This window comes from Streptosporangium sp. NPDC005286, assembly GCF_040607515.1.
Classification (GTDB): domain Bacteria; phylum Actinomycetota; class Actinomycetes; order Streptosporangiales; family Streptosporangiaceae; genus Streptosporangium.
The window spans coordinates 1-25,903 of record NZ_JBEXGU010000137.1; the positions used below are offsets into that span (position 1 = coordinate 1).

24 protein-coding genes are annotated in these 25,903 nt (G+C 69.6%); 16 read left to right on the forward strand and 8 right to left on the reverse strand.

The annotated features are described in order from the left end of the window. The first annotated feature begins 362 nt into the window (after nucleotides 1-362). Entirely contained in the window at nucleotides 363-1,787 is a 1,425-nt protein-coding gene (locus tag ABZU75_RS34800; protein ID WP_355563751.1) for a trehalose-6-phosphate synthase, read from the forward strand. 72 nt (nucleotides 1,788-1,859) lie between these two features. Next, nucleotides 1,860-3,029 carry an MFS transporter gene (locus tag ABZU75_RS34805; RefSeq protein ID WP_355563754.1) on the forward strand — a complete coding sequence of 390 codons (1,170 nt, stop codon included), beginning with the start codon at nucleotides 1,860-1,862 and terminating at the stop codon, nucleotides 3,027-3,029. Nucleotides 3,030-3,075: 46 nt separating this feature from the next. Here the strand turns inward: ABZU75_RS34805 and otsB are convergent, their stop codons facing one another. Continuing rightward, nucleotides 3,076-3,861 carry a trehalose-phosphatase gene (gene otsB, locus ABZU75_RS34810; RefSeq protein WP_355563757.1) on the reverse strand — a complete coding sequence of 262 codons (786 nt, stop codon included), beginning with the start codon at nucleotides 3,859-3,861 and terminating at the stop codon, nucleotides 3,076-3,078. A gap of 179 nt (nucleotides 3,862-4,040) precedes the next feature. Continuing rightward, nucleotides 4,041-4,355 carry a DUF3263 domain-containing protein gene (locus ABZU75_RS34815; protein ID WP_355563760.1) on the reverse strand — a complete coding sequence of 105 codons (315 nt, stop codon included), beginning with the start codon at nucleotides 4,353-4,355 and terminating at the stop codon, nucleotides 4,041-4,043. Nucleotides 4,356-4,472: 117 nt separating this feature from the next. On the opposite strand from ABZU75_RS34815, the gene ABZU75_RS34820 reads away from it, so the two are divergent. The 4 genes from ABZU75_RS34820 (at nucleotide 4,473) to ABZU75_RS34835 (ending at nucleotide 7,675) form a co-directional block, all read left to right on the forward strand. Beyond that, nucleotides 4,473-5,273, forward strand: coding sequence for an SAM-dependent chlorinase/fluorinase (locus tag ABZU75_RS34820; protein ID WP_355563763.1), 801 nt, complete (start codon nucleotides 4,473-4,475; stop codon nucleotides 5,271-5,273). A gap of 93 nt (nucleotides 5,274-5,366) precedes the next feature. After that, entirely contained in the window at nucleotides 5,367-5,816 is a 450-nt protein-coding gene (locus ABZU75_RS34825; protein WP_355563766.1) for an OB-fold domain-containing protein, read from the forward strand. Further along, nucleotides 5,813-7,000 carry a lipid-transfer protein gene (locus ABZU75_RS34830; protein WP_350915597.1) on the forward strand — a complete coding sequence of 396 codons (1,188 nt, stop codon included), beginning with the start codon at nucleotides 5,813-5,815 and terminating at the stop codon, nucleotides 6,998-7,000. The genes ABZU75_RS34825 and ABZU75_RS34830 overlap by 4 nt, the downstream gene beginning before the upstream one ends. A 129-nt stretch (nucleotides 7,001-7,129) precedes the next feature. Further along, nucleotides 7,130-7,675, forward strand: coding sequence for a hypothetical protein (locus ABZU75_RS34835; protein ID WP_355563770.1), 546 nt, complete (start codon nucleotides 7,130-7,132; stop codon nucleotides 7,673-7,675). 85 nt (nucleotides 7,676-7,760) lie between these two features. On the opposite strand, the gene ABZU75_RS34840 is transcribed toward ABZU75_RS34835, so the two are convergent. The 5 genes from ABZU75_RS34840 to ABZU75_RS34860 all read right to left on the reverse strand — a co-directional run bounded on the left by ABZU75_RS34840 (nucleotide 7,761) and on the right by ABZU75_RS34860 (nucleotide 13,422). Further along, complete coding sequence (locus ABZU75_RS34840) at nucleotides 7,761-8,774, reverse strand: dipeptide ABC transporter ATP-binding protein (protein WP_355563773.1); 1,014 nt, start codon at nucleotides 8,772-8,774, stop codon at nucleotides 7,761-7,763. Continuing rightward, complete coding sequence (locus ABZU75_RS34845; RefSeq protein WP_355563776.1) at nucleotides 8,758-9,795, reverse strand: ABC transporter ATP-binding protein; 1,038 nt, start codon at nucleotides 9,793-9,795, stop codon at nucleotides 8,758-8,760. Before ABZU75_RS34845 ends, ABZU75_RS34840 begins: the two co-directional genes overlap by 17 nt. Before the next feature lie 7 nt (nucleotides 9,796-9,802). Further along, nucleotides 9,803-10,744, reverse strand: coding sequence for an ABC transporter permease (locus ABZU75_RS34850; RefSeq protein WP_355563779.1), 942 nt, complete (start codon nucleotides 10,742-10,744; stop codon nucleotides 9,803-9,805). Further along, entirely contained in the window at nucleotides 10,737-11,675 is a 939-nt protein-coding gene (locus ABZU75_RS34855) for an ABC transporter permease (RefSeq protein ID WP_355563782.1), read from the reverse strand. Before ABZU75_RS34855 ends, ABZU75_RS34850 begins: the two co-directional genes overlap by 8 nt. A gap of 115 nt (nucleotides 11,676-11,790) precedes the next feature. Further along, nucleotides 11,791-13,422, reverse strand: coding sequence for an ABC transporter substrate-binding protein (locus ABZU75_RS34860; protein WP_355563785.1), 1,632 nt, complete (start codon nucleotides 13,420-13,422; stop codon nucleotides 11,791-11,793). 502 nt (nucleotides 13,423-13,924) lie between these two features. Here ABZU75_RS34860 and ABZU75_RS34865 point away from each other — a divergent pair. From ABZU75_RS34865 to ABZU75_RS34905, 9 genes are all read left to right on the forward strand, one after another. Next, a complete protein-coding gene (locus ABZU75_RS34865; protein WP_355563788.1) occupies nucleotides 13,925-14,854 on the forward strand; it encodes an ABC transporter permease in 930 nt (309 codons plus the stop codon). Further along, nucleotides 14,847-15,701: an ABC transporter ATP-binding protein gene (locus ABZU75_RS34870; protein WP_350915581.1), complete on the forward strand. Its 855-nt coding sequence runs from the start codon at nucleotides 14,847-14,849 to the stop codon at nucleotides 15,699-15,701. Before ABZU75_RS34865 ends, ABZU75_RS34870 begins: the two co-directional genes overlap by 8 nt. Nucleotides 15,702-15,754: 53 nt before the next feature. Continuing rightward, entirely contained in the window at nucleotides 15,755-16,276 is a 522-nt protein-coding gene (locus ABZU75_RS34875; RefSeq protein ID WP_355563792.1) for a YbhB/YbcL family Raf kinase inhibitor-like protein, read from the forward strand. Nucleotides 16,277-16,343: 67 nt separating this feature from the next. Further along, nucleotides 16,344-16,547 carry a hypothetical protein gene (locus ABZU75_RS34880; protein WP_326645554.1) on the forward strand — a complete coding sequence of 68 codons (204 nt, stop codon included), beginning with the start codon at nucleotides 16,344-16,346 and terminating at the stop codon, nucleotides 16,545-16,547. An 87-nt stretch (nucleotides 16,548-16,634) separates the two neighbouring features. After that, nucleotides 16,635-17,207: a DUF1707 domain-containing protein gene (locus ABZU75_RS34885; protein ID WP_355563795.1), complete on the forward strand. Its 573-nt coding sequence runs from the start codon at nucleotides 16,635-16,637 to the stop codon at nucleotides 17,205-17,207. A 99-nt stretch (nucleotides 17,208-17,306) separates the two neighbouring features. Next, on the forward strand, nucleotides 17,307-18,314 hold the full coding sequence (plsX, locus tag ABZU75_RS34890; RefSeq protein ID WP_355563811.1) for a phosphate acyltransferase PlsX: 1,008 nt from the start codon (nucleotides 17,307-17,309) through the stop codon (nucleotides 18,312-18,314). A 172-nt stretch (nucleotides 18,315-18,486) separates the two neighbouring features. Continuing rightward, entirely contained in the window at nucleotides 18,487-20,865 is a 2,379-nt protein-coding gene (locus tag ABZU75_RS34895; protein ID WP_355563798.1) for an HAD-IC family P-type ATPase, read from the forward strand. After that, nucleotides 20,862-22,604, forward strand: coding sequence for an arginine--tRNA ligase (gene argS / locus ABZU75_RS34900; protein WP_355563801.1), 1,743 nt, complete (start codon nucleotides 20,862-20,864; stop codon nucleotides 22,602-22,604). The genes ABZU75_RS34895 and argS overlap by 4 nt, the downstream gene beginning before the upstream one ends. A 143-nt stretch (nucleotides 22,605-22,747) precedes the next feature. Further along, nucleotides 22,748-24,124: a hypothetical protein gene (locus ABZU75_RS34905; protein WP_355563804.1), complete on the forward strand. Its 1,377-nt coding sequence runs from the start codon at nucleotides 22,748-22,750 to the stop codon at nucleotides 24,122-24,124. A gap of 145 nt (nucleotides 24,125-24,269) precedes the next feature. Here the strand turns inward: ABZU75_RS34905 and ABZU75_RS34910 are convergent, their stop codons facing one another. Beyond that, nucleotides 24,270-24,656: a cell division protein SepF gene (locus ABZU75_RS34910; protein WP_030925173.1), complete on the reverse strand. Its 387-nt coding sequence runs from the start codon at nucleotides 24,654-24,656 to the stop codon at nucleotides 24,270-24,272. A 206-nt stretch (nucleotides 24,657-24,862) separates the two neighbouring features. Between ABZU75_RS34910 and ABZU75_RS34915 the strand changes: the two genes are divergently transcribed. Then, complete coding sequence (locus ABZU75_RS34915) at nucleotides 24,863-25,651, forward strand: PhzF family phenazine biosynthesis protein (protein WP_355563807.1); 789 nt, start codon at nucleotides 24,863-24,865, stop codon at nucleotides 25,649-25,651. Nucleotides 25,652-25,903: the final 252 nt, after the last annotated feature.

Sequence of the window (25,903 nt, forward strand, 5' to 3'; positions counted from 1 at the left end):
TCTGCGGGACATGAATCCCTCCTCGACCTCGGCTTCCACAGCAAGAGGGGGAGAGCGCCCCACGGGCAACGCCACCCTAATCCAGCCGTTGCCCCTAAGCCCCCAAAAGCCACACGCCACGCGGACGCCCCCCGGAACGCCCCGGGCCGGATTCCGGTCCTACCGACCTGTGCCGGCAGCGGCGCCGAGCTTCCGATCCATCCCCGGAAAGTCATGAAACCGGGACGTACTAACTGAGCTACCGACAAGAGCTGACACACTTAAATAAACGCCATTCTTCCTTGGCCCGAAGAGCAGGGCGTCCCGGCCGGGCGCCGGTTAATCTTCTGGACAAGCGTGTCCCTAGCCAGCGAAGGGATCTGATGAACGCGATCCTGGTGGCCTCCAACCGCGGTCCCGTCTCCTTCACCCTCTCCGAGGACGGCTCCCTGTCCATGCGCAGGGGAGGGGGCGGCCTGGTGTCGGGCCTGTCGGAGGTCGCGAAGGACCTCGACGTCCTCTGGGTCTGCGCGGCGCTGTCCGACGGCGACCGCGGAGCGGTGCGGCTGGCGCCCGGCGGCCGTCTCGATCAGGCGGGCTATGAGACCGGGGCGCTGCGCATGCTCGACATCCCCCCGGCGACCTTCCACCGCGCGTACAACGCGGTCGCCAACTCCACGCTCTGGTTCGTCCACCATCTGCTGTACGACACCCCCAACAGACCGCATTTCGACGCCAGGTTCCGCAGGGAGTGGGAGTCGTACCAGGCGTACAACGAGGCGTTCGCGGTGGCGCTGGCCGAGGATGCCCCGCACGGGGCGCGGGTGATGGTGCAGGACTACCATCTGAGCCTGGTTCCGGCCATGCTCAGGGGGGAGCGGCCCGACCTGCGGGTGGCCCACTTCTCGCACACCCCGTGGGCCCCGCCCGAATACTTCAGCCTGCTCCCCGACGACGTCGCGGCCGAGGTCCTGGAGGGCATCCTGGGCGCCGACCACGCGGGTTTCCTGACCGCCCGCTGGGGCGGGGCGTTCATGGACTGCTGCGAGACCGTGCTCGGCGCCCGGGTCGAGCGCGCGAGCCGTACGGTCACGCACGAGGGCAGGACCACCCGGGTCGGCACGCACAGCCTGGGCGTGGACGGTAAGGCACTCTGGGCACGGGCCTCCGAGCCAGACGTGGAGTCGCACATGGCCGCGCTCCGCGCCCAGGTGGGCGACCGCAGGCTGATCGTGCGGATCGACAGGACGGAGCTGTCGAAGAACATCGTCAGGGGTCTGGTCGCCTACCGGGAGTTCCTCTCGGCCCACCCGGAGTGGCACGGCCGGGTCACCCACCTCGCCTTCGCCTACCCGTCCCGGCACGACCTGCCCGAATACCGCGAGTACACCGCGGCGGTGCAGCGCTGTGCCAAGGAGATCGAGGACGAGTACGCCACCGAGGACTGGGACCCGCTGATCCTCAACGTCGACGACGACTACCCGCGCTCGCTCGCCGCCTACCGGCTGGCCGACGTGCTGCTGGTCAACCCGATCCGCGACGGCATGAACCTGGTGGCCAAGGAGGGGCCGATCCTGTCGCCGGGCAGCGCGCTGGTGCTGTCGCGAGAGGCGGGCGCCGCCGCTGAGCTGGGCGAGCACGCGGTGACCGTCAATCCCTACGACGTCTCGGCCACGGCCGCCGCGCTACACGAGGGGCTGACGATGCCCGAGGCCGAGCGTGCCAGGAGGGGCGCCCTGCTGGCCACGGCGGCGACCGCGCTTCCGCCGCACCGGTGGTTCGCCGAGCAGCTCGACGCTCTCGGATAAGAACGGGAAGTTTCAGGCCCTCATGAGATAGTTTTCGCGGCTATCTAATTTTTTACCTACGGGGAGCCTGAATTGACCGCGATCGCTCCCGTCAGGCTGATCCGCGACCGCGCGACCTGGCTGATCTACCTGCAGCTCGGTGTCTTCGCCACCTATCTGTACGGCCTCAGCGCCGCGCTCCCACTGCTCCGCATCGACCAGGGCATCTCCCAGGCGGTCGCCGGGCTGCACGGGACCTCGATGGCCCTGGGCGGCATCATCACCGGCCTCGCCCTTCCCTGGTTGACGGGGAGAATCGGCCGCCGGGCCGTCACCTGGACCGGACTGGCCGGGATGAGCGTCGGCACGCTCCTGGTCGCGGCGGGCCCCACCACGCTGCCGATCACCCTCCTCGGCTACGGCGTCGCCAGCGGGATGGCCTCCATCACCCTGTACTCGGGCATGGCCGCGCTCGACGACCACCACGGTCCCGCGGGCCCGGCGGCGATCAGCGAGGCCAACGCGGTCTGCGTGATCGTCGGCATCGGGGTCCCCTTCGTGGTCAGCGCCGCCGCGCAGAGCGTCTTAGGCTGGCGGGCGGCGCTACTGGTGCCCGCCGTGCTGGCCGTGCTACTCGCGCTGCTCATGGGGCGCGTCTGGATTCCGGAGCGGGAGGATACGGCGGCCGGAACCGCCCCGGAGGCCGGGTCCCGCTTCGGCTGGCGCTTCTACCTGGCCGGGGCCGTGCTGTTCTGCTGCGTCGCGATGGAGTTCTGCTTCAACCTGTGGGCGGCCAAGCTGTTCTCCGACCAGACCGGACTGCCCGCGGCGGTGGCGGCGACCGCGGTCGCGGCGTTCACCGCCGGGTTGGCGGTGGGGCGGCTGGCCGGGGGGCAGTTGGCCCTGCGGGTGCCGCCGACCGCGCTGTTCATCGGGGCGCTCCTGGTCACCGCCGCCGGATGGGCGATCTTCTGGCTGAGCGAGGACCCGGTGTTCTCCTACGCGGGCCTGGCCGTATCCGGGCTGGGGGTCGCGCTGCACTTCCCGATGGCGCTGTCGCGGGTGCTGGCCGCCTCCGGCGGGCGGCGGGACCAGGCGTCGGCCCTGGCCTCGATCTTCGCCGGCCTGGCGGTGGGAAGCGGGCCGTTCCTGCTCGGCGCGCTGGCCGACGGGTTCGGCACCCAGCAGGCGTTCCTCATGGTCCCGGTCCTGATCGGGCTGGCCGTCGGAGGGCTACTGATCGGCTCCGGCAGGCGCGCCTGAGCGGGCGGGGCGGCGGTAACGCCCATCCGGCTGCGGCCTCACCCGCTCAGCGGGGCGCCTCTCCCTCGATGGCGTCGGCGATCGAGCTGAGAAGCTCCAGGACCCCCGGGGGCCCGTCCACCACGATGTCGGCCTCCACCTCGATCTCGGGCGACCCGCTGAACACCGTCACCCCCGGCAGCCCGGAGGCTCGTACCGCCGCGAACGCCGCGAGATCTCCCAGGTCGTCCCCGGCGAACAGCACGGACCTGGCGGCCCGCTCGCGCAGGAAGGCGCTCAGCGCCACCCCCTTGTCCATCCCCGGCGGGCGCAGCTCCAGCACGAACTTGCCCGGCTCCACCACCAGCCCGGCCTTGGCGGCCAGCGCGGCGACCGGCTCGCGCAGCGCCTCAAGCGTCGCCCACGGGTCGGCGGCCTGCCGGGTGTGCACGGCCATCGCCCGCTCCTTGTCCTCGACCCTGACCCCATCCCACCCCTCGACCAGCGCGGGGAGCCCCGCCCTGACCAGGTCGAGACCCGGGTGGACGGGCGGCGCGGCCAGCGCGCCCGCCTCCCAGCGTTCGAGGCCGTAGTGTCCGAGCACCACCAGGCCGGGCACGCCGGCCAGGGAGCCGTACTCGACGGCCGTGGCGGCCGGGCGGCCGGTCACGACCACCACGGCGCCGACCAGGCCGCCGAGCCTGGCCAGCACCTCGGGCCCACCAGGGTGGATTCTGGCCTCCGCGGGGTCGGAGACGATCGGGGACAGCGTGCCGTCGAAGTCGAGCCCGATCACCGCTCCCCCGGGGTCGGCCACGATCGCCTTCAGCCCGTCGGGCGGGTTCGCCGTCATGTCCGGTTCCTCTCCGTCTCCACGGTCTCATCGGCCTCGCCCTCCGGCGATCGCCCGCCTGACCGGTCGTACCCGGAGATCAGCAACGCAAGCCATCTTTTCTGGCTTCTCGGCCAATCCGGGCGCGCCTCATCAGTCCCACCCTCCGCGGCCGGTTGCCCGGCCGGTCGTACCCAGCATCAGGGGCGAAAGCCCGTCTTCCGGGCGGCTCGGTCGCTTCGGCGCGTCTCACGGAGCCGGCGCAGGCGCTTGACCAGCATCGGGTCGTGGGCAAGTGCCGCTGGTAGCTCGATGAGCTCACTGAGCAGCTGGTAGTAGCGCGTCGCGGAGATGTCGAAGGCCTCACGGACCGCCTGTTCCTTGGCGCCCGCATGGCGCCACCACCGGCGCTCGAAGGCGAGCAACTCCCGCTCCCTGTCGGTGAGAGCACGCGACGCGGGCTCTCGGGCAGCCCCGCCGCCGGCACTGTCACCGGGGGTCGGCTCGGTGTCCATGGCTTCCTCCTCGGTCGGGGCACATGGCGATGACACCGCGCACACGCGGCCCGAAGTCAGAATAGTCCGGAATTTCGCGCTGTTCATGACGGATGCGGAGCCGTACAGTCACCAAGTGTGACCTCTGTCATCAGCCTTCTCACCGACTACGGACTGGAAGACGGCTATATCGCCGCCTGTCACGGCGTGATCATCGGAATCTCTCCGGAGTCGCGAATCATTGACGTGTGCCATCTGGTGCCTCTGGGAGACGTACGGCGCGGTGCGGCGATCCTGGCCCAGACGATCACCTACCTGCCTCCCGGCGTGCACGTCGCCGCGGTGGATCCCAGCGGCTCGCGCAGGGCCGTGGCGGTCGAGGCCGGCGACCACGTGTTCCTGGGCCCGGACAACGGGCTGCTGTCGTGGGCGATCCACGCCAGCGGAGGCGCGCGGGCCGCCTACGAGCTGTCCAACGAGGAGTTCTTCCTGCCTCCTCTCTCGCCGACCTTCCACGGGCGCGACCTCTTCGCGCCCGTCGCGGCGCATCTGGCGATCGGGCGGCAGCCGGCCGAACTGGGGCCGGAGATCCCGGTAAACCGATTGATCTCGCTGCCCGCGCCCACCTCGACGGTCCAGGACGACTATGCCGAGGGGGAGGTGCTGTCGGTCAACCGGCACGGCAACGTCCAGCTGTCGATCGGCGCCGCCGACCTGGTGACGCTGGGCGTCTCACCGGGAGACACCCTGGTGGTCTGGCTGGGCGGATGGCGGCTCGCGGTGCCGTTCAGGGAGTCCTTCACCGCGGTCCCTCCCGGGGAGGTCGTGGCCTTCACCGACTCGGTCGGACTGGTCGCGCTGGCGATCAACTCCGGCGACGCCTCCCAACGACTGGGCCTGCCGCCGGGAGCCCGCGTGCGTCTCTCACCCGCGCCATGACATGTGGGTCGGCGGCCGGCCCACGGATTTCCGCCGGGCCCGCTCCCCGAAGGGGGGATGTTACCTAGCAAGCGCTTGTGTCATATTGGCCCTATGACCGCACCCGTGATCAACGGCTGGTTCACCGTGGACGGCGGCACCGCGCACCTGCTCGGCACCCGCTGCGCGGACTGCCGGACCGTCTACTTCCCGCCCCGGACGGGCTTCTGCCGCAACCCGTACTGCGACGGCGAGGACCTGGCGGAGACGCGCATGCCGCGCCGGGGCACCGTGTGGTCCTACACCAACTCCTGCTACCCGCCGCCCGCCCCGTTCGTGACCGCCGACCCCTATGTTCCCGTCACCCTCGCGGCGGTGGAACTGGCGGGGACGGGGATCGTCGTGCTCGGCCAGGTCAAGGACCTCACGGTGGACGACCTGCGGGTGGGCATGGAGCTCGAACTGACCACGGGCCCGCTCGCCGACGGCCCGCTGGTCTGGATGTGGGGCGCCCCCGGCACCCCCGGCACCACAGCGGAGCGGCAGAACGGGGAGAGTTCATGAGCGACGTCGTCATCCTCGGCGCGGGAATGCACCCCTGGGGCAAGTGGGGGCGGCCCTTCGTCGAGTACGGGGTGGCGGCGGCCAGGGCCGCGCTGCGCGACGCGGGTCTGGAGTGGACGGACGTGCGGTTCGTGGTGGGTGCCGACACCATCAGGAACGGCTACCCGGGCTTCGTCGCTGGCGCCACCTTCGCCCAGGCCATGGGCTGGAACGGGGCGCGCATCGCCTCGTGCTACGCGGCGTGCGCCTCGGGCGCGCAGGCGCTGGACATCGCCAGGACCCGCATCCTGGCCGGCCTCTGCGACGTGGCGCTGGTCGTCGGTGCCGACTCCACGCCGAAGGGGTTCTTCGCGCCGGTGGGCGGCGACCGCCCCGACGACCCCGACTGGCTCAGGTTCCGGCTGCTCGGCGCCACCAACCCGGCGTACTTCGCGCTCTACGCGCGCAGGCGGATGGCCCTGTACGGCGACACCGCCGAGGACTTCGCCGCCGTCAAGGTGAAGAACGCCCTCGCCGGCTCGACGAACGAGAACGCCCGTTACCGCAGGACCGTCACCGCCGCGCAGGTGCTCGCCTCCCCCCTGGTGGCCGACCCGCTGCGGTTGATGGACATCTGCGCCACCTCCGACGGCGGCGCCGCGCTGGTCCTGGCCTCCGCGGAGTTCGCCCGCCGCCACGGCGTGAGCCGCCCGGTACGGCTCGCGGCCGTCTCCACGGTGACACCGTCCTTCCCCAGCACCGTGCTCGAACTGCCGGACTTCGCCACCGACTCCACCGCGGCGGTGCCGCCCCCCGAGCGCCCGTTCCGCGCCGCCATCGCCCACGCCGCCTACGAGGAGGCGGCCCTGGGCCCCGACGACCTGTCGTTCGCCGAGGTGTACGACCTGTCCACCGCGCTGGAACTCGACTGGGTCGAGGACCTCGGCCTCTGCGCGCGGGGCGAGGCCGCGAAGCTGCTGCGCGCCGGAGACACCGCGCTCGGCGGCCGGATCCCGGTGAATCCCTCCGGCGGGCTGGCCTCCTTCGGCGAGGCGGTCCCCGCCCAGGCCATCGCCCAGGTCTGCGAGCTGACCTGGCAGTTGAGGGGCGTGGCGGGAGCCCGGCAGGTGGAAGGCGCCCGGATCGGGCTGGCGATCAACCAGGGTCTGTTCGGCCACGGCTCTTCGATCATTGCCACAAGCTGACCATTCTTGACCCTCCCCAAAGCATGTCGCTGGATAGTCTCACTCCCGTTACTTTGAGTAGCCGCGCGCAGACGGTCCGTTCCAGAGACCCCAGACACTGCCGCGATTTCCTTCCAGGGGGAACCACACATGATTCGTCGTCTTCTCATCACTTCCGCGTGCGTCGGCATCGCCGTCCTCGCACCGGCCGTGGCCGCTTCCGCGTCCACGTCCTCCACCACCTCCACCACCAAGGCCGCGACCAAGTCCGTGGCCAAGGCCAAGGCCGCCAAGGCCGACTGCTGCGGCGTCGGCGTCGTCAGCGCGCCGCTCGCCGTCGCCTGCCCGACCACCGTGGTCGCGGCTCCCACCGTGGTCGCGGCTCCCGTGTACGGGGGCGGCATCTACGGCGGCGGCGTCTACGGGGCCGGCTGCGGCGGCGTCTACGGCGGCGGGATCTACGGCGGCGGCGTCTACGGCGGCGGGATCTACGGCGGCGGCGTCTACGGCGGCGGCGTCTACGGGGGCGGCGTCTACGGCGGCGGCATCGGCGGCGGCATCCTCGGCGGCGGCATCGGCCGGGGCAACAACATCGTCGGCGGTGGCAACGTGATCAGCAGCGGTAGCGGAGTCGGCCACGGCGTCGGCATCGGCGGCCTCGTCGGCATCGGCGGCGTCGGCGTCGACATCCTCTAGTAAGGCGGCATCCTGCCGTAGCACAGCAGGGCGCGGCCCCCACATCTCGTTGTGGGGGCCGCGCCTTCCGCTTCTCCTGACCCTGCTACGCGTGTGTCACGTCGTGGGTCTCGGCGAAGTGGCAGGCGCTCGCGTGCGCGGTGCCCGGCCGGATCCGCAGCGGCGGCTCCTCGACGGCGCAGATCTCCGCCGCCTTCCAGCACCGCGTACGGAATCGGCAGCCCGACGGCGGGTTGGCCGGGGACGGCGGGTCGCCTTGGAGGATGATCCGTTCGCGCCGCTCCCGCCCTTCCGGGTTGGGCACCGGCACGGCCGACAGCAGCGCCTGGGTGTAGGGATGGGCGGGCCGGTCGTAGATCTCGGTCTCCTTGCCGAGTTCGACCATCTTCCCCAGATACATCACTCCGACCCGGTCGGAGATGTGCCGGACCACCGACAGGTCGTGGGCGATGAAGACGTAGGCGAGGCCGAACTCGTCCTGCAGCCGTTCCAGCAGGTTGACGACCTGCGCCTGGATCGACACGTCCAGCGCGGAGACCGGCTCGTCGCACACGATGATCTCGGGCTGGAGCGCGAGCCCTCGGGCGATGCCGATGCGCTGGCGCTGGCCACCGGAGAACTGGTGCGGGTAGCGGTTGACGTGGTCGGGGTCCAGCCCCACGACCTCCAGGAGTTCCTGCACCCTGCGGCGCCGGTCGCCCTTGGGGGCCACGTCCCGGTGGATCTCGAACGGCTCGCCGACGATGTCGCCCACGGTCATCCGGGGGTTCAGCGAGGTGTAGGGGTCCTGCATGACCATCTGGATGTTGCGGCGGACCCGCTTGAGTTCGCCGCCCCTGGCCTGGGCGACCTCCCTGCCGTTGATCCTCACCGATCCCGAGGTGGGCCGCTCCAGCGCCATCAGGAGCTTGGCCAGCGTGGACTTGCCACAGCCCGACTCCCCCACGATGCCGAGCGTCTCGCCCCGGCGCAGGTCGAAGGAGACCCCGTCGACCGCCCTGATCGCGCCGATCTGCCTGCGCACCACGACGCCCCGGGTCAGCGGGAAGTGCTTGACCAGGTCACGAACCTCAAGGATCGGCTCACTCGTGGCTGCCATCGAGGACCTCCCTCCAGTAGTGACACGCGCTGGCGCGGGTGGGGCCGATCTCGTACAGCGGGGGCGCGTCGGTGACACAGTCGTTCTGGCGGTAGGGGCACCGGGGGTGGAAGGAACAGCCCGAGGGCATGTCGAGTAGGTTCGGCGGCATGCCCTTGATGGCGAGAAGCTCCTGCCCCTTCCGATCGCCCCTGGGAACCGAGTCGAGCAGGCCCTTGGCGTACGGGTGGGCGGGCTTCCGGTAGATGTCGTGCACGGGGGCCTTCTCCACGATCCGCCCGCCGTACATGACCGCGATCCTGTCGGCGACGTCCGCCACCACACCGAGGTCGTGGGTGATCAGGATCAGGCCCATGTCGCTCTCGCGCCGCAGCTCGGCCAGCAGCTCCATGATCTGGGCCTGCACCGTCACGTCGAGGGCCGTGGTCGGCTCGTCGGCGATCAGCACCTCCGGGTCGAGCGCGATCGCCATCGCGATCATGATGCGCTGGCGCATCCCCCCGGAGAACTGGTGCGGGTAGTCGTGCACCCGCTGCCTGGCACCGGGGATGCGGACCCGGTCCATCAGCTCGATCGCCTTCCTCTCCGCGTCACGCCTGGAGGCACCCCGGTGCACCCGGAACATCTCGCCGATCTGGAACCCGACGGTGAACACCGGGTTCAGCGCGGAGAGCGCGTCCTGGAAGATCATCGCGATCCGCCGGCCGCGGATCCGGGAGCGTGCCTTCTCGGGCAGCCCGAGCAGGTCCGTGCCCCGGAAGCGGATCTCCCCTCGGGAAACGCGGGCCGGCGGCGTGTCGAGGATGCCCATGATGGCCTGTGCGGTCACCGACTTGCCCGAGCCCGACTCGCCGAGCACGGCGAGCGTCTCCCCGGGGTTCAGCGAGTAGCTGACCCCGTTGACCGCCCTGACCACGCCCTGCCTGGTCGTGAACTCCACGTGCAGGTCGTCGACGGCGAGCAGCGGCTCGCCGCCGGGAGCCTGGCCGGCCGGCATCACCGGTGTCGAGGTCTTCTTCACGGGTCCCCTACCGCAGCTTCGGGTCGAGGGCGTCGCGGACGGCGTCGCCCAGCATGATGAAGGCCAGCACCGTCAGGCTCAGGAACAGTGCCGGGAACAGCAGCGGCCACGGAGCCTCCAGGAAACGCTCCCTGGCCTCGGAGATCATGAGCCCCCACGAGATGTCGGGCGAGCGCAGGCCCACCCCGAGGAACGACAGGCCGGCCTCGGCGGCGATGAAAGTGCCCAGGTTGATCGTGGCGACCACGATCACCGAGGCGGCCGCGTTCGGCAGGATGTGCCGGAACATGATCCTCGGCGCGGAGGCGCCGAGCGCCCGCGCCGCGAGCACGTAGTCCTGGCCCTTGGCGGTGATCACCGCCGCCCGCATGATCCGGTACGTCATCGGCCAGGCCAGCACCGCCAGCGCGAGCATGACCGTCCACACGTTGCCCGTGCGGAAGATCGCCAGGATGAGCAGGGCGCCGAGGATCGACGGGATCGCGAAGAAGATCTCCGTGATCCGGGAGAGCAACGTGTCCAGCGCACCGCCGCTGAACCCGGCGAGGAGGCCGAGCAGACCGCCCACCAGCGCGGTGACGACCGTGGTGCTCAGGCCGACGACCATCGAGTTACGGGCGCCGTGGACGACGCGGGAGTAGACGTCGCAGCCGAGGTTGTCGGTGCCGAACCAGTGCACGGCGCTCATGCCCTGCCTGGCCTGGGCCAGATCGCAGGTCGCGGCGTCGAACGGGTTCGCCGAGGTGAACAGCGAGGGGAACGCCGCCATGGCCACCAGGACACCGATGAGGACCGCCGAGCCGACGAAGAGCGGCCGGCGGCGCAGGTCGTACCAGGCGTCGGTCCACAGGCTCGCGGCCCTGGGCGGTCTGGACGGCCTGGACGTTCTCACGTGCCTTCCCGGTCCACCGTTCCGGCGCTTCTTGACCGGGGCAAGGGCGTCACTCATAGCGGATCCTCGGGTCGAGCACGGCGTAGAGCAGGTCGACGACCAGGTTGGCCAGGATGTAGATCAGCACCAGCACCGTCACGATGCCGACGACCACCGGCTGCTCGCGCAGGTAGACGGAGGTGAACAGCTGCTGGCCGATTCCCGGCAGGTTGAAGATCGTCTCGGTGATCACCGCACCGCCCATCAACGCGCCGAGATCGGCACCGAGGTAGGTGATCAGCGGGATCAGCGCGTTGCGCAGCGCGTGCCGGCCGACGACCCGGCTCCTGGGCAGGCCCTTGGCCACCGCGGTGCGGATGTAGTCGGCGCGCATGATCTCCACCAGGCTGTTCCTGGTGAGCCGGGTGAGGTAGGCGATCGACGTCCCGGCGAGCACGAAGCCGGGCAGCAGGTAACTGCGCCAGCCCTCCGACACGCCCGCGACGGGGAAGAGGTCGATCCCGGCCTGCTTGAGTCGCACGCCCAGCAGCAACTGGAGCACGAAGCCGGTGACCAGGACGGGCACCGAGATCAGCACCAGCGTGGCGGCGAGGATCAGCGAGTCGCCGGCCCTGCCGTGGCGCAGCGCGGCGTACAGGCCGAGGCCCACGCCGATGACCGCCTCCATCACCAGGGCGGTCACCGCCAGGTTGATGGTCACCTGGAACTTGCCCGCCATGATGTCGCCGACCCCGACGCCGGCGAAGGTGGTGCCGAAGTCGCCGCCCGGCAGGCCGGCGATGTAGTGCCAGTACTGCACCAGGAACGGATCGTTCAGGTGGTACTGCTCTCGCAGGATTTTGACGATGTTGGGGTCCATGCGCTTCTCGCCCGCCAGCGCCGCGATGGGGTCACCGTGCAGCGCGAAGACGATGGCGTAGATGAGCAGGGTGGCGCCCAGCAGGACTGGTATCGCCTGGATCAGGCGCCGGAGAACGTAACGGCCCATTCAAGCCTCCCGTACGTGCCCGGGGTGATTCGCGGACCGGCGGGTCGCGCGGTGCGGTGAGATCACCCCCGGGCTTCCGGTGGGGCCGGGCTCCCGCCCGGCCCTCAGCCGGTCGTCAGCCGGTCTTCTCGACCTCGGTCCACTTGATCTGGTTGAGCAGATCGATCTTCACGCCCTTGACGTTCTGGGAAAATGCGCCGTTGGTCCGGTAGAAGTACACCGGGATGTAGGGCATCTCCCTGATCAGGATGTCGTCGGCCTGCTGGTAGAACTTCAGGCCCTCCTCCTGCGTCCGGGCGGAGTCGCCCTTGGCGAGGAGCGCGTCGAACTCCTGGTTCGACCAGCCGGCGTAGTTGGCACCGGTCTTGATCGCGATGGTGGAGAAGATCGGGGTCAGGTAGTTCTCCGCCGAGGGGTAGTCGATCGCCCAGCCCATGCGGAACATGCCGCCGTAGGTCTTCGCGTCGAGCTCGTCGAGGATCCCGCCGAACTTCTCGAACGGCTTGACCTTCACCTCGACCCCCAGGTTGGCGCGGAGGCTGTTGGCGACGGCCTCGATCCACTCCTTGTGCGGGCCGTCGGAGTTGTAACCCAGTTCCAGGGTCTTGGGGCCGTTGTTGGCGGTGTACTGCTCGTTGGCCTTGGCCGGGTCGTAGACGCAGGCCGCGCAGGCGCCGGCACGGTACCCGTCGAGCAGCGGGTTGATGAAGTCGTCCGCCGAGGCCCGCGTGCCGGAGAAGACCTTGTCGGCGATGGTCTCGCGGTCGATGGCCATGGAGATGGCCTCGCGGACCTTCACGTTCGCGTACGTCTTGTTGTACTGCATGGGGAAGCCGATGTAGGCGACGCCGGCGTCCGCCTGGTCCAGGTAGCGCTCGCCGAACTCCGACTTGGCCCTGGCGATCGCGGACGGGGGCAGCGAGTCGTGGATGTCGAGGTTGCCCGCGGCCAGGTCGTTGAACGCGGTCTCCGAGCTCGTGTAGAGCTTGAACTGGAGCTTGGTGAACTTCGGCTTCGTCCCGGGGAACTTGTCGTACCGGGTGAGGTCGATCGACTGGTCGGTGCCCTTGTTGAACGGCTTGTCGAACTGGAAGTAGCCCTGGCCGATCGGCTTCTTGGCGTACTCCTCGGTGATCCTGCCGTCGGCGCCGAAGGCCGCCTTGGGCAGCGGGTAGAACGCCGTGTAGCCCAGCATGGTCTTGAACTGGGAGAACGGCTTGCTGAGGGTGACCCTGAAGGTGCTCTCGTCGACGACCTTCAGGCCTTTCATCTTCTTGGTGGAGACGGTCCTGCCCTCACCCGGGTTCAGGTCGGCCCAGCCGTCGATCCGGCTGAAGAAGCCGTTGGCGCTCTGCGCGTTGTCCTGGTTGGCCGCGTAGTTCCACGCGTCGACGTAGTTCTGCGCGGTCAGCTTCTCGCCGTCGTGCCAGGTGTAGCCGGGCTTGAGGCTGACCGTCCACACCCTGTTGTCCTTCGACTCGATCGACTCGGCGACCTCGTCCACGACCTGCCTGTTCTCGTCGTAGCTGACCAGCGGCGCGAAGACGGCGGCCAGGACCTCCGCCCCCTCGGACTCGGTGGTGTCACCTGGGTAGAAGAGCTTCTGCGGCTCGCCGAGCTCCATCCGAACCGGCAGGTCGCCCGAGGCCGTACCGCCGCCCGAGGACGCCGAGTTGCCGCACGCGGCCAGCGCGAGGGCGAGTAGCGCGGCGCCGGCGGTGAGCCGCGCACCCTTGGTAACGCGCATTGCGGTAGACCCTCCTTTTTCAGGCTCGCGTCGACACGGAGATCCGCAGCCCGAGCAGCACGAAGGAGGATCTTCTGGTCCCTGCCTCCCGCCACCCCGGTCCGGGCACTGACGTCACACCGGCCGGTCGCGGCTGTTCCGCACCGCTCCACACCGATTCGCATCTGTGATGTTGCAGTTCGGTCACGCATGAACCGGTTCGGCGTTGTATGTCCGCCAACTCGACGAAGCCAAGATCCCAGACGCCCCTAAAGAGGACATGCAGGGATACATATATCAATAACGGTCAGGCCAAACTACCCTCATGCCGACAGTGCTCGCATCCATTGCCTTTCCCTGCCCCCGAGCTGGGCCCACTCTGGCCGGGGCGCGAAAGAGCCGGTCGCTCGCAGGCGGAGCGCACAATTACCCTGGAACCTCTTTCCCGGAGATCCCGTCCAATGTGTGCGGCAGGACGCCGCCGCAGGCGCTTCATCCACCCACATCCAATAGAGTCCTTGCCATGAGCCAGCCGGAATCCGCGATCGCGGACGCCCAGGCGGGCGGCCCGAGTAACGGCACCCCAGAGCCGCTGGCCAAGCTCGCCGCGCGTTACGGACTTCGGCGTGCCATCGCACGCCCGAGTCTGCTCGTCTACCTACGCCAGCTGTGGGAACGACGGCATTTCGTCATGACGTACGCGACCTCGCGTAACGTCTCGAAGTACAGCAACTCAGCCCTGGGCCAGCTCTGGCAGGTCCTCACCCCGCTGCTGAACGCCGCGATCTACTTCCTGATGTTCGGCCTGATCCTGGGCGCGAGCAAGGGCATCACCAACTACCCGGCCTTCCTCATCACCGGGATGTTCGTCTTCACCTACACGCAGCGCTCGGTGAGCGGCGGCGCCAAGGCGATCTCCGGCAACCTGTCGCTGATCCGGGCCCTGCACTTCCCGCGCGCCGCGCTCCCGCTGGCCTACACGATCCAGGAGTTCCAGCAACTCCTGATCTCGATGGGCGTGCTGTTCGCCCTGGTGCTGGTCACCGGCGAGCCGATCACCCTGCTGTGGCTGCTGATCCCGGTCGCCCTGGCACTGCAGACGATGTTCAACGTCGGCGCCAGCCTGGTGCTCGCCAGGGTCGGCTCCACCGCCCGCGACCTGAACCAGTTGCTGCCCTTCATCATGCGCACCTGGCTCTACGCCTCCGGCGTCTTCTTCTCCATCGAGGACAAGGTGGTGGGGCCCAACGGTGCCGGCCTCCCCCAACTGGTCGCCGACATCATGTACTTCAACCCCGCCGCCGCCTACATCGAGCTCATGCGGGACCTGCTCATGCAGACCCACCCGCCCCGGCCCTACATCTGGGCGGTCTGCGTATTCTGGGCAGTGTTCGCTCTGCTCGGCGGCTTCTGGTACTTCTGGCGAGCCGAGGAGAAGTACGGCCGTGGCTGAGTTGACCGAGGAGCTGTCCCGAGTGAAGGCCGAGGAGCCCGCCGTGCCCAGCACGGATGTCAGGGTGCATCCCAACCCCGAACCCGCCAAGGACGCCCAGGAGGGCACCCCCACGGTCATCGTGGACGACCTGCACATCATCTACCGGGTCTACGGCGCGGCCAGCGACGTGGAGAAGGGCAACGCCGTCAACGCCCTGATGCGCCTCGTCAAGCGCCAGGGACGGCCGCAGATGAAGGAGGTGCACGCCGTGCGCGGCGTCTCCTTCGTGGCCCGTCACGGCGACGCCATCGGCATCATCGGCCGCAACGGCTCCGGCAAGTCCACCATGCTGCGCGCCATCGCCGGGCTGCTGCCCCCGCACTCCGGCGCCGTCTACACCAACGGCCAACCCTCCCTGCTCGGCGTCAACGCCGCGCTGATGCGCGAGCTCACCGGCGAGCGCAACATCGTGCTCGGCTGCTACGCGATGGGCATGAACCCCGCGCAGGTCAAGGAGAAGTACGACGACATCGTCGACTTCTCCGGCATCGGGGAGTTCGTACAGTTCCCCATGTCCACCTACTCCTCGGGCATGGGCGCCAGGCTCCGCTTCGCCATCGCCTCGGCCAGGTCCCACGACGTGCTGCTCATCGACGAGGCGCTGGCCACCGGCGACCGCGAGTTCCGGCGCAAGAGCCAGGACCGGATCAAGAAGATGCGCGACGAGGCCGGCACCGTCTTCCTGGTCGCCCACAACCTCGACGTGATCGAGGAGACCTGCAACCGGGTCATCTGGTTGCACAAGGGCAAAATCAAGATGGACGGCGACCCGCAGACGGTCCTCGCCGCCTACAACAAGGTCTGATCGCCGGGCAAGATGAGGAGCGACCGAAAAGACGCTCCCATCGGAGGTGAATCGTGTCCACCCGGCCACCGATTCCGTACGACTTCCTGCCCCAGGTTCCCGCGCTGACCGTCGAAAGCGACGACATCCGCGACGGAGAGCGCCTGGCTCCGGCCCAGGTGTTCAACGACTGGGGATTCAACGGCCAGAACGTCTCGCCCCACCTGCGCTGGTCCGGCGCGCCCGAGGGCACCCTCGGCTACGCCGTGACGTGCTTCGACCCCGACGCGCCCACCGGCAGCGGGTTCTGGCACTGGCTGCTGTTCGACATCCCGGCGGACGTGACCGAGCTGGCCGCCGGCTCGGGGGCCGGTGACGGCGGTGTGGGGGTGCACGGCCGCAACGACTACGGCGTCACCGCCTACGGCGGCGCCGCGCCGCCCCCCGGATATCCGCACCGCTACATCTTCGCGGTGCACGCCCTCGACGTGGAGAAGCTCGGCCTCGGCGCCGACGCCTCGGCCGCCGTGCTGGGTTTCAACATCACCGCCCACACTCTGGCCCGCGGATACGTCGTCCCCGAGTACGAGAGCTAGCCGACTGGGCGTGACACAGGAGGCAATGGACTGACAGCGTGTTCGGTGTTCCGGTATGATTCGAACGTTGTTTCGATCCAAGGAAGCCGTCATGGAGTGGGGGCGCGCGATGCGAGAGCTGTCCACCGCGATCGACCACCTGTCCGTCGAGGACCCATCAGAGATTCCACGTCTCCAGCTCACCGAGCAGCTCATCGAGCTGCACTGGCAGATGGCCAGGCTCCAAGCTGAGATCGCCCGCCGCACCTCCGTGCGACGCCCGGGTCGCTGAGACGGCGGGGAGGCCAACCGGTTTCCCCGCCGCCACAGACGACGAACAAGTCTCGCGATATATCTTAAGTAGTCGTACACTCGCGTCATGACGTCTCATGACCCCGTTCTGCGCGCCTCCGACGCCGATCGCGACCGCGTGGCCGCGGTGCTGGGCGAGGCGCTCGCCACCGGCCGCCTGACCAGCGTCGAGCACGCCGACCGCCTGGACATCGCCTACCGCGCCGTCACCGTGGACGACCTCGCCCCCCTCACCGGCGACCTGCTCGACGTCGTGGCCCCCGGCCGCGAATCCGCCACCGAGCGGCAGCAGGTCGGAGCCGTCTTCAGCAAGGTCGTGCGTGGCGGGCGCTGGCTCGCCGGGCGGCACACCACGCTGAGCGCCACCTTCGGCGCGTTGATCGTCGACCTGTCCGAGGCCGTGCTCCCCGGCAGGGAGATCACCCTGGAGGTCAACTCCCTCTGCGGCAAGCTGATCGTCAGGGTTCCGGAGAACGCCCACGTCATCGACGAGGTCAGCGGCATGTTCGCCAAGAGACACGTCTCGGGCGGCCGGGGCGGCGAGGGCTCCCCCGTCATCCGGGTCGTCGGCCGGGCCACCTTCGGGAAGATCATCGTCTCCCGGGAGAGAACCGACTGGAATCTCCCCGGCACTCCCTGATCACCCCGGCGGAACATTCCGCTCCCGGGGCCGCCTACGATGCGGACAAACCATCCCGCACGAGGTGACCGCTTGCCTGAGACCAATGCTCCCGGCACCATGCCGATCGCCCTTGACGCGATGGGCGGTGACCACGCCCCCGGCGAGATCGTGGCGGGAGCCGTGCGGGCGGTGCGAGAGCACGGGATCTCCGTCGTGCTCGTCGGCGCCCCCCGCCCGCTGTCCGAGGCGCTCTCCGACCACGACGCGACCGCCGAGATCCCCATCGTCCGGGCCGAGGAGGCGCTGGCCATGGACGAGGGTGCCCTCGCCAGCCTGCGCCGCCCGCGCTCCAGCATCGCCGTCGCCTGCCACCTCGTCCGGCGGGGTGACGCCTGCGCCGTGGTCTCCGCCGGGTCCACCGCCGGGATCGTGGCCACCGGAAAGCTCCGGCTCCGCGGCCAGCCCGGCGTGCTCAGGCCCGCCATCGCCGTCGCCCTGCCAACCAGACCCACCCCGACCGTCCTGCTGGACGCCGGGGCGAACTCCGAGGTCAAACCCGAGATGCTGGTGCAGTTCGCGCACCTCGGCGCCGCCTACGCCGAGACGGCCCTGGGCGTCGAGAACCCCAGGATCGGCCTGCTGACCATCGGCAGCGAGCCGGAGAAGGGCAACAAGCTCGTCAAGCGTGCCCACGAACTGCTGTCGGCCGCCCCCGGCCTCGACTTCTCGGGCAACGTCGAGGGCCACGACCTGCTCACCCGTACCGTGGACGTCATCGTCGCCGACGGATTCACCGGCAACGTGGCGCTCAAGACCATGGAGGGCAGCGTCCGCTACGCCTTCGCCGAGCTCCGCGAGACGGTCAGGGGGAGCCGGACGGCCAGGGTGGGCGGCCTGCTGCAGAAGAGACGCATCAGAGAGCTCTACCGGCGGCTCGACCCCGAGGTCCACGGCGGGGCCGTGCTGCTCGGCCTGAACGGCACCGTGGTCATCGCGCACGGCGCCGCACGCGCCAGGGGGGTGAGCGCCGCCTGCGTGCTCGCGGCCAAGCTGGCCCACGAGGGCGTGGTGAACCGCATCGGCGAGCGCCTCGCCGCCGTACCCCGCCCGCACCGCCTCTGGTGACATGTCCCGAACCCCCGGCCACCACCTGCGCCACCACCTATGCCGCCTCCGGTGACACTGCTCGAACATGCCGCCAACCTGCGGTGATATTTGCGGCGCATCAGGGGACGTATTCCACCGAATTCTCCGACCCCGCGTACCCTTGAGTCCCAGTCGATCGGCAGGGGGCCGTGTGGAGCAGGTGACACAGCGTGGGCTGACCTCGGCGGAGGTCGCCGAGCGCGTGGCCCTCGGGCAGGTCAACGACGTCAGGCGCCGATCGAGCAGATCGGTCTCGGCGATCTTCAGAGCCAACATCCTCACCCTCTTCAACGGGGTGATCGGCGTGCTCTGGGTGCTGATCATGATCTTCGGGGAGTGGCGGGACGGCCTCTTCGGCCTGGTGATCGTGGCCAACGCGGGCATCGGCATCATCCAGGAGCTCCGCGCCAAGCGCACCCTCGACCGGCTCGCCATCGTCAACGAGGCTCCGGTCAAGGTCCGCAGGGACGGCTCGGAGACCGAGATCCCGCCCCGGCAGGTGGTGCTCGGCGACCTCATCCTGCTCGCGCCCGGCGACCAGCTGCTGGTCGACGGCGAGACCGTTGACTCCGACGGGCTGGAGGCGGACGAGTCCCTGCTCACCGGCGAGGCCGACCCGGTGCACAAGCTGCCGGGCGACGAGGTCCTGTCCGGCAGCTTCGTGGTCGCCGGCCGGGGCTCCTACGTCGCGACCAGGGTGGGCGGCGACGCCTACGCGGCCAGGCTCGCCGAGGAGGCCAGCGCGTTCAGCCTGTCCCACTCGGAGCTGCGCGACGGCATCACCCGGTTCATCAAGTACGTGACCTGGCTGGTCATCCCGATCGGTGCCCTGCTCACCTGGAGCCAGGTCAGCAGGCGGACCGGCATCGGCGAGGCGGTCACCAGCACGGTCGCGGGCATCGTCACCATGATCCCCGAGGGCCTGGTCCTGATGACCAGCATCGCCTTCGCCGTCGGCGTGATCCGGCTGGGCAGGCGCCGCTGCCTGGTCCAGGAGCTCCCCGCGATCGAGATCCTGGCCCGGGTCGACACGCTCTGCCTCGACAAGACCGGCACGCTCACCTCGGGCGGCATGGAGCTCGGTGAGGTCCGCAGGCTCCGCGACGACCTGCCCGTGCCCGAGGCGCTGGGCGCGCTGGCCAACCTCGACCCCGACCCCAACCCCACGGCCCGAGCCATCCAGACCCGCCACCCCGACTCCCCCGGCTGGACCGTCACCGCCAAGGTCCCCTTCTCCTCGGCCCGCAAGTGGAGCGGCGCCGCGTTCGACGGGCACGGCTGCTGGGTCCTGGGCGCCCCCGACGTCCTCCTGCCGCCCGGCACCCCGGCATACACCGAGGCAGGGGCCCTCGCCGCCACCGGTCTGCGGGTGCTCGCCCTGGGGAAGGTCGCCTCGCTGCACGACCCCGACGACCTCGGCACCATCGAGGCCGCGGCCATCGTCGTGCTCAGGCAGCGGGTCCGTCCCGAGGCGGCCGAGACCCTCGCCTACTTCGCCGAACAGGGCGTCACCGTCAAGGTCATCTCCGGCGACAACCCCGAGTCGGTGTCGGCCATCGCCACCTCTCTCGGCATCCCCGGCGGGGAGCGCGCGGTGGACGCCCGTACCCTGCCGGATGACAACCCCGAGAAGCTCGCCGAGATCATGGAGGCCAACACCGTCTTCGGCCGGGTCAGCCCGCACCAGAAACGGCTGTTCGTCGGCGCGCTCCAGTCGCGCGGGCACACGGTCGCGATGACCGGCGACGGCGTCAACGACGTGCTCGCGCTCAAGGACGCCGACCTCGGCGTGGCGATGGGCTCCGGCAGCGGCGCCACCCGGGCGGTCGCCCAGATCGTGCTGATGAACGACAGCTTCGCCGGCCTGCCCTCCGTGGTGGGCGAGGGCCGGCGGGTGCTGGCCAACATCGAACGGGTCGCCGGCCTCTTCCTCACCAAGACCTTCTACGCGATCGTGCTCTCCCTGCTCACCGGGGTCATCGGGCTCGCCTTCCCGTTCGCCCCCCGGCACTCCACGCTGATCAACGCGCTGACAATCGGCATCCCCGCGTTCTTCCTCGCGCTCGCGCCGAGCAACGAGCGCGCCAGGAGCGGCTTCGTGCCACGCGTGCTCCGGCTGGCGGTCCCCGCCGGGATCATCTGCGCCGCCGCCGTCTACCTGTCGTACTGGATCGCCCAGAGCGGGGCCGCCACCCTGGCGGAGAGCCGCACCTCGGCGGTGATCACGCTGTTCGTCGCCGCCTGGTGGGTGCTGGCCCTCGTCGCCCGCCCGTACGTCTGGTGGCGGGTCGCGCTCGTGGCCTCCATGGCCGGGTTGTTCGCCCTCACCCTCGCCATCCCGTTCACCCGTGAGTTCTTCGCGCTCACCCTCCGCGACCCCGCCGCAGGTGGCGTCGCGGCCGGGCTCGGCATCGCCGCGGGAGCCGTGCTGACCGGCGTCTTCGCGGTCATGCGATCCCGCCGTACCGGGCCCGGCCAGGGTGATATCCAATCGGTTCAGGATCGGTCAACCGCTACCCTTGGAACATGACCGACCCGCAATTCGCCCTCACCGAGCGCGTCCAGCAGGCGCTGGCCGCGGCCTTTGGTGCCGAATACTCCGACGCAGACCCGCTGATCCGTCCCTCGCAGTTCGCCGACTACCAGGCGAACGTGGCGATGAGTCTGAGCAAGCGCCTGCGACGGGCCCCGCGGGAGGTCGCCCAGGAGATCGCCGAGCACCTCACCGGGCGGGCCGACGACCCGTTCCCCGGCACCGTCGAGGTCAGCGGCCCCGGTTTCCTCAACCTGACCCTCTCCGACGACTGGATCACGGCACAGGTCTCGGAGATCCACACCGACCCGCGCGCCGGCGTGGGCGTGTCCGCCTCGCCGCAGACCGTCGTGATCGACTACTCCGCGCCCAACGCGGCCAAGGAGATGCACGTCGGCCACCTGCGCACCACGATCGTGGGCGACGCGCTCGCCCGGGTCCACGAGCACCTGGGCAACAGGGTCATCCGGCAGAACCACCTCGGCGACTGGGGCACGCCGTTCGGCATGCTCATCGAGCACCTGCTGGACATCGGCGAGGAGGCCGCCGTCGCCCAGTTGGAGGCCGGCGAGGGCAACGCCTACTACCAGGCGGCCCGGGTCAAGTTCGACACCGACCCCGAGTTCAACAGGCGGGCCCGCGCCCGGGTCGTCACCCTGCAGGCCGAAGAGCCCGAGACGATGCGCCTGTGGCACATCTTCATGGACGCCACGGTCCGCTACTTCAACAAGGTCTACGTCCAGCTCGGCGTGACGCTGACCAACGAGGACATCGCCGGCGAGAGCATGTACAACCACGTGCTCGCCCAGGTCTGCGACGAGTTGCAGGAGCGCGGCATCGCCGTGCTCAGCGACGGCGCGCTCTGCGTCTTCCCGCCCGGCTACACCGGCCGCGAGGGCCAGCCGCTCCCCCTGATGATCCGCAAGAGCGACGGCGGGTACGGCTACGGCACCACCGACATGGCCACGATCCGCTACCGGGTCCAGGACCTCAAGGCCGACCGCATCCTCTACGTGATCGGCGTGACCCAGTCACTGCACATGTCGATGGTGTTCGACTCGGCCAGGTTGGCGGGCTGGCTGCCCGACCACGTCAGGGCGGAGCACATCCAGATCGGCAGCGTGCTGGGCTCCGACGGCAAGATGTTCAAGACCAGGAGCGGGAAGTCGGTCAAGCTTCTGGAGCTGCTCGACGAGGCCGAGACCAGGGCCGCCGGAGTGATCCAGGATCGCGAGTACGACGACGCGGAGCGTGAGAAGATCGCGCACGCCGTCGGTATGGGCGCGGTCAAGTACGCCGACCTGTCGGTCAGCCACGACAGCGAGTACGTCTTCGACTTCGACCGCATGCTCGCCCTGACCGGCAACACCGGCCCTTACCTGCAGTACGCCCAGGCCCGCATCCGCTCCATCTTCCGCAGGGGCGGGGTGACCCCGGCCGAGACGACCGGAGCCATCGTGCTGGGTCACCCGGCCGAGCGCGCACTGGCACTCCAGCTTCTCCGCTTCGGCTCGGTGGTCGAGGAGATGGCGGAGAACTCGGCACCGCACAAGCTGGCCTCCTACCTCTTCGACACGGCGAGCGCCTTCACCACGTTCTTCGAGAACTGCCCGGTGCTGAAGGACGACGTCGAGGCCGCCACCCGTGCCTCGCGGCTCGCCCTGTGCGCGCTCACTCTGAAGGTCATGGAGACCGGCCTGGGCCTTCTCGGCGTCCCCGTGCCCGAGCGGATGTAACCTGTCCACCAGATGATCGTCTTTATTGGGAAAATCAAGGCGATCATCTGGCAAAGTCATGTTCGGCGCGCCTCCCCGCGGGGATGTCCGAAGCGCAATACGCTGGCGCGGTCATCGGTCACAACTTCGGGGAGTTCTCTGCCTTGAGCACGGACCTGACCGCGAATCCGCAGGCCGGGACAGAGCTGCACCGCTGTGCCGATGCGCTCCTCACCGACCTGGCCACCGGCACCGTCCCTGCCGAGCTGCCGACCGGTTTCGCGGACATGTCCGGCCACTGGCTGGCTCCGGCCATCGAGGCCCTCGTGCTGCTCACCCGCGGCGAGGAGGCACTTGAACCTCTGGCCCGCGCCGCCCAGCGCGACGAGCGACGGACCGCGCTCTTCCTCTGCCTCGCGCTCGCCGTCGCCGGCCAGGGCGACCGTATCCACGCCTCCTGGCTCGGCAGCGCCTTCGGGGACCTGTCCCTGGACCGCCCGGTGACCCACGGCCAGCGGGCTCTCTGGCTCGCCGCAGCCCGCGGGGCGTACGGCCCGGCGGGAAAGATCTTCGTTCTCCGCAGGCTCGACGCGGTGGCCGCATCCCCGGCATCCGAGCCCGACCTGTGGTTGCGCGCTCTGATCCCCGACGAGCCCTCGACCGTCGTGTCACCGGCTCTGGCCGGTTTCGCGGAGCTCGCCGAGCTCCCCGAGCTCGCCGCTCCCGTACAGGCCGCCGCCAGGCTGACCCACCTGCGCGACCGCTGCGCCGAGATCACCTCGGCCCGTGAGAGCGCCCCCGGAGCGGGTGAGGAGACCGGGACCGGCCTGGGTGACCTCGCGTTCCTTGAGGCCGCGCAGACGGACCGCTCCGGCGAGTCCACGGTCGTGTGGAGCGAGGACGAGCCGCTGACCGTGCTCCGCCAGCTGATGAGTTCCGGCACCCCCGAGCGGCCGGTGAGACCGCTCACCGGCCACCTGCTCAGCGATCTGCACCCGGGCTCCCATCCCTACCTGGCCGCGATCGCACTGCATGTGGCCGCGCCCATCGTGCGGTCCGCGGCGGAGAAGCTCGCCGAGGCCACCCGGGCCGAGGCCCCCGAGTCGGTCACCATGCCGATCCTCGGCCACCGCGTGACGCTCCGTCCCGAGGGACCGGACCCCGATTCGCTGGGCGCCGCCGAGGAGCGCATCGTCACCGAGGGCACGCCGGTCCGCGGCCGGCCCTGGGCGGCCTATGTGCTGCTCGCCCTCGCCCCGGTGATCCTGGTGGTCGCGCTGGTCCTTCCCGTCCTCCCGCTCGCGCTGCTCGCGCCGCTACCGGCCGCGGAGGGTGGCTACCTGCTGTGGCGCAGGCGCAGGCGTGAGCGGGCGGACGCCGAATACGTCGTCACGCAGCTCTCCGAGCTCAGGGAGCTTGCCCAGGGCGCGGTATGGGCCCTGCATGACTACGCTCGCGAGTCGGAGAGCCGGGTCAAGACAGCGGCCTCCGATCTGGCCGAACTCACCCGGCTGCTCCGCCGGGGTCCCCGGGCGGGCTGACCGGCTCCGTTCACCGGGCGTTCTCGCCGCCCCCAGGGTCGGCTGAGCTCCTGACCGGGGCACCGCCAACGCGCTGCCCGGCTCGGCCGCACGACTGCGGCGGGGACCGATCTCTCGGACCCCGCACGTCCAGGCCGCCGCTGAATCACCCGTTGGTGATCTCCACCTCGGCAGGGGCCAGCAGGAAGACCTTCTCCGCGATCCGCTCGATACGCCCTTCACAGCCGTACGCCAGCCCGGCGACGAAGTCGACCATCCTCGTGGCCTCGGCGGTGCTCATCCCGCTGACGTCCATGATGACCGTCTGACCCTCGCGGAAGTGTTGTCCGATGACCGGTGCGTCGTTGTACTTCATCGGCGTGAGCATCACGATTCGTGAGGGCTCGTTCATCGCGTGCCAGCGCTTGGCCGCGCGCTCCGAAGCAGACTGCCAGTCCTCGCCCTCGACCTCATCCTCGTAGTCGTAGGACTCGTCATACTGCTCGGCCCCGCCCAGACCAAGGTAGCTTGCCACCTTGCGCACTGCCCCCATCGGCTCGTCCTTTCGCCAGGACCACGCCGTACCCGGCCTGTCCCTACATCTTGGACGGTAACCGACGACCCGGAGTTCGCCATGCGACACGCCCAGCGCTTATTTCCACTTTGTACGGCTACCGCACTGGTCTGCCCGATCCCTGACTTTGCCCGATCCCCTGACTTGACTTCAACTGATATCTCCGGCGCCGCTAGCATCGCGTCATGCTCATCTACACGGTCGACTCGTTTACCGATGAATTTTTCAAGGGTAACCCTGCCGGGGTCTGCGTACTCGGCAATCCAGTCCCTGACACCTGGATGCAGTCCGTGGCGGCGGAGATGCGGCACTCCGAGACAGCCTTCCTGCTCGAAGCGGAGGACGACGGGCCGTACTCGCTCCGTTGGTTCACGCCGGTGACCGAGGTGGCCCTCTGCGGGCATGCGACCCTGGCCACGGCGCATGTGCTGTATTCCACGGGAACGGTCCCAGAAACCCTCGAATTCTCAACGAAGAGCGGAATCCTGTCCGTGACCAGGGATAAATCAGGTTTAATCAGCATGGATTTCCCGGCAAAAGTACTCCAAGAGACGCCTCTTCCCGCGGGACTGATCGATGCGCTCGGAGTTAAACCTGTTTGGGGAGGAAAAAATGTTTGGGACTATCTCGTGGAGGTCGAATCCGAGGACGCCGTGCTCGACACGGCCCCTGACTTTCGCGCCCTGGAGGCCGTCGACGCGCGGGGAGTCATCGTGACGGCTCGGGCATCCGGACAGGGCGCCGACTACGTCTCCCGATTCTTCGCCCCCCGCGTCGGAGTTCCCGAGGACCCGGTGACGGGCTCCGCCCACTGCGCGCTCGCTCCCTACTGGTCGGCCAGGCTCGGTTCCGACAGCCTGGTGGGCGCCCAGTTGTCGCAGCGCGGAGGCGTGGTCCGCACGACCGTACGGGGCGACCGGGTAGAGCTGGCGGGGCGCGCGGTGACCGTGCTCTCCGGCGAGCTCCACGCCTAGATCCTGTCCCCTGAATCCTTCGCCTGCCGCTCCTCGCCACGGCAAGATCCGGGGGAGAGAGACCAGGGGGTCGTGGCCTCTCCCGGTCCGTGCAGTCGTCAAAACAGAAAGGCTCCGGCCGGCGGGAGCCCCGACCTTTCGGAACTCTCCTGGAAAACACGAAGGCCCCCACCGAAAGGTGAGGGCCCTCATAAAAGATTGTCCGGCGGCGACCTACTCTCCCACACCGTCCCCGGTGCAGTACCATCGGCG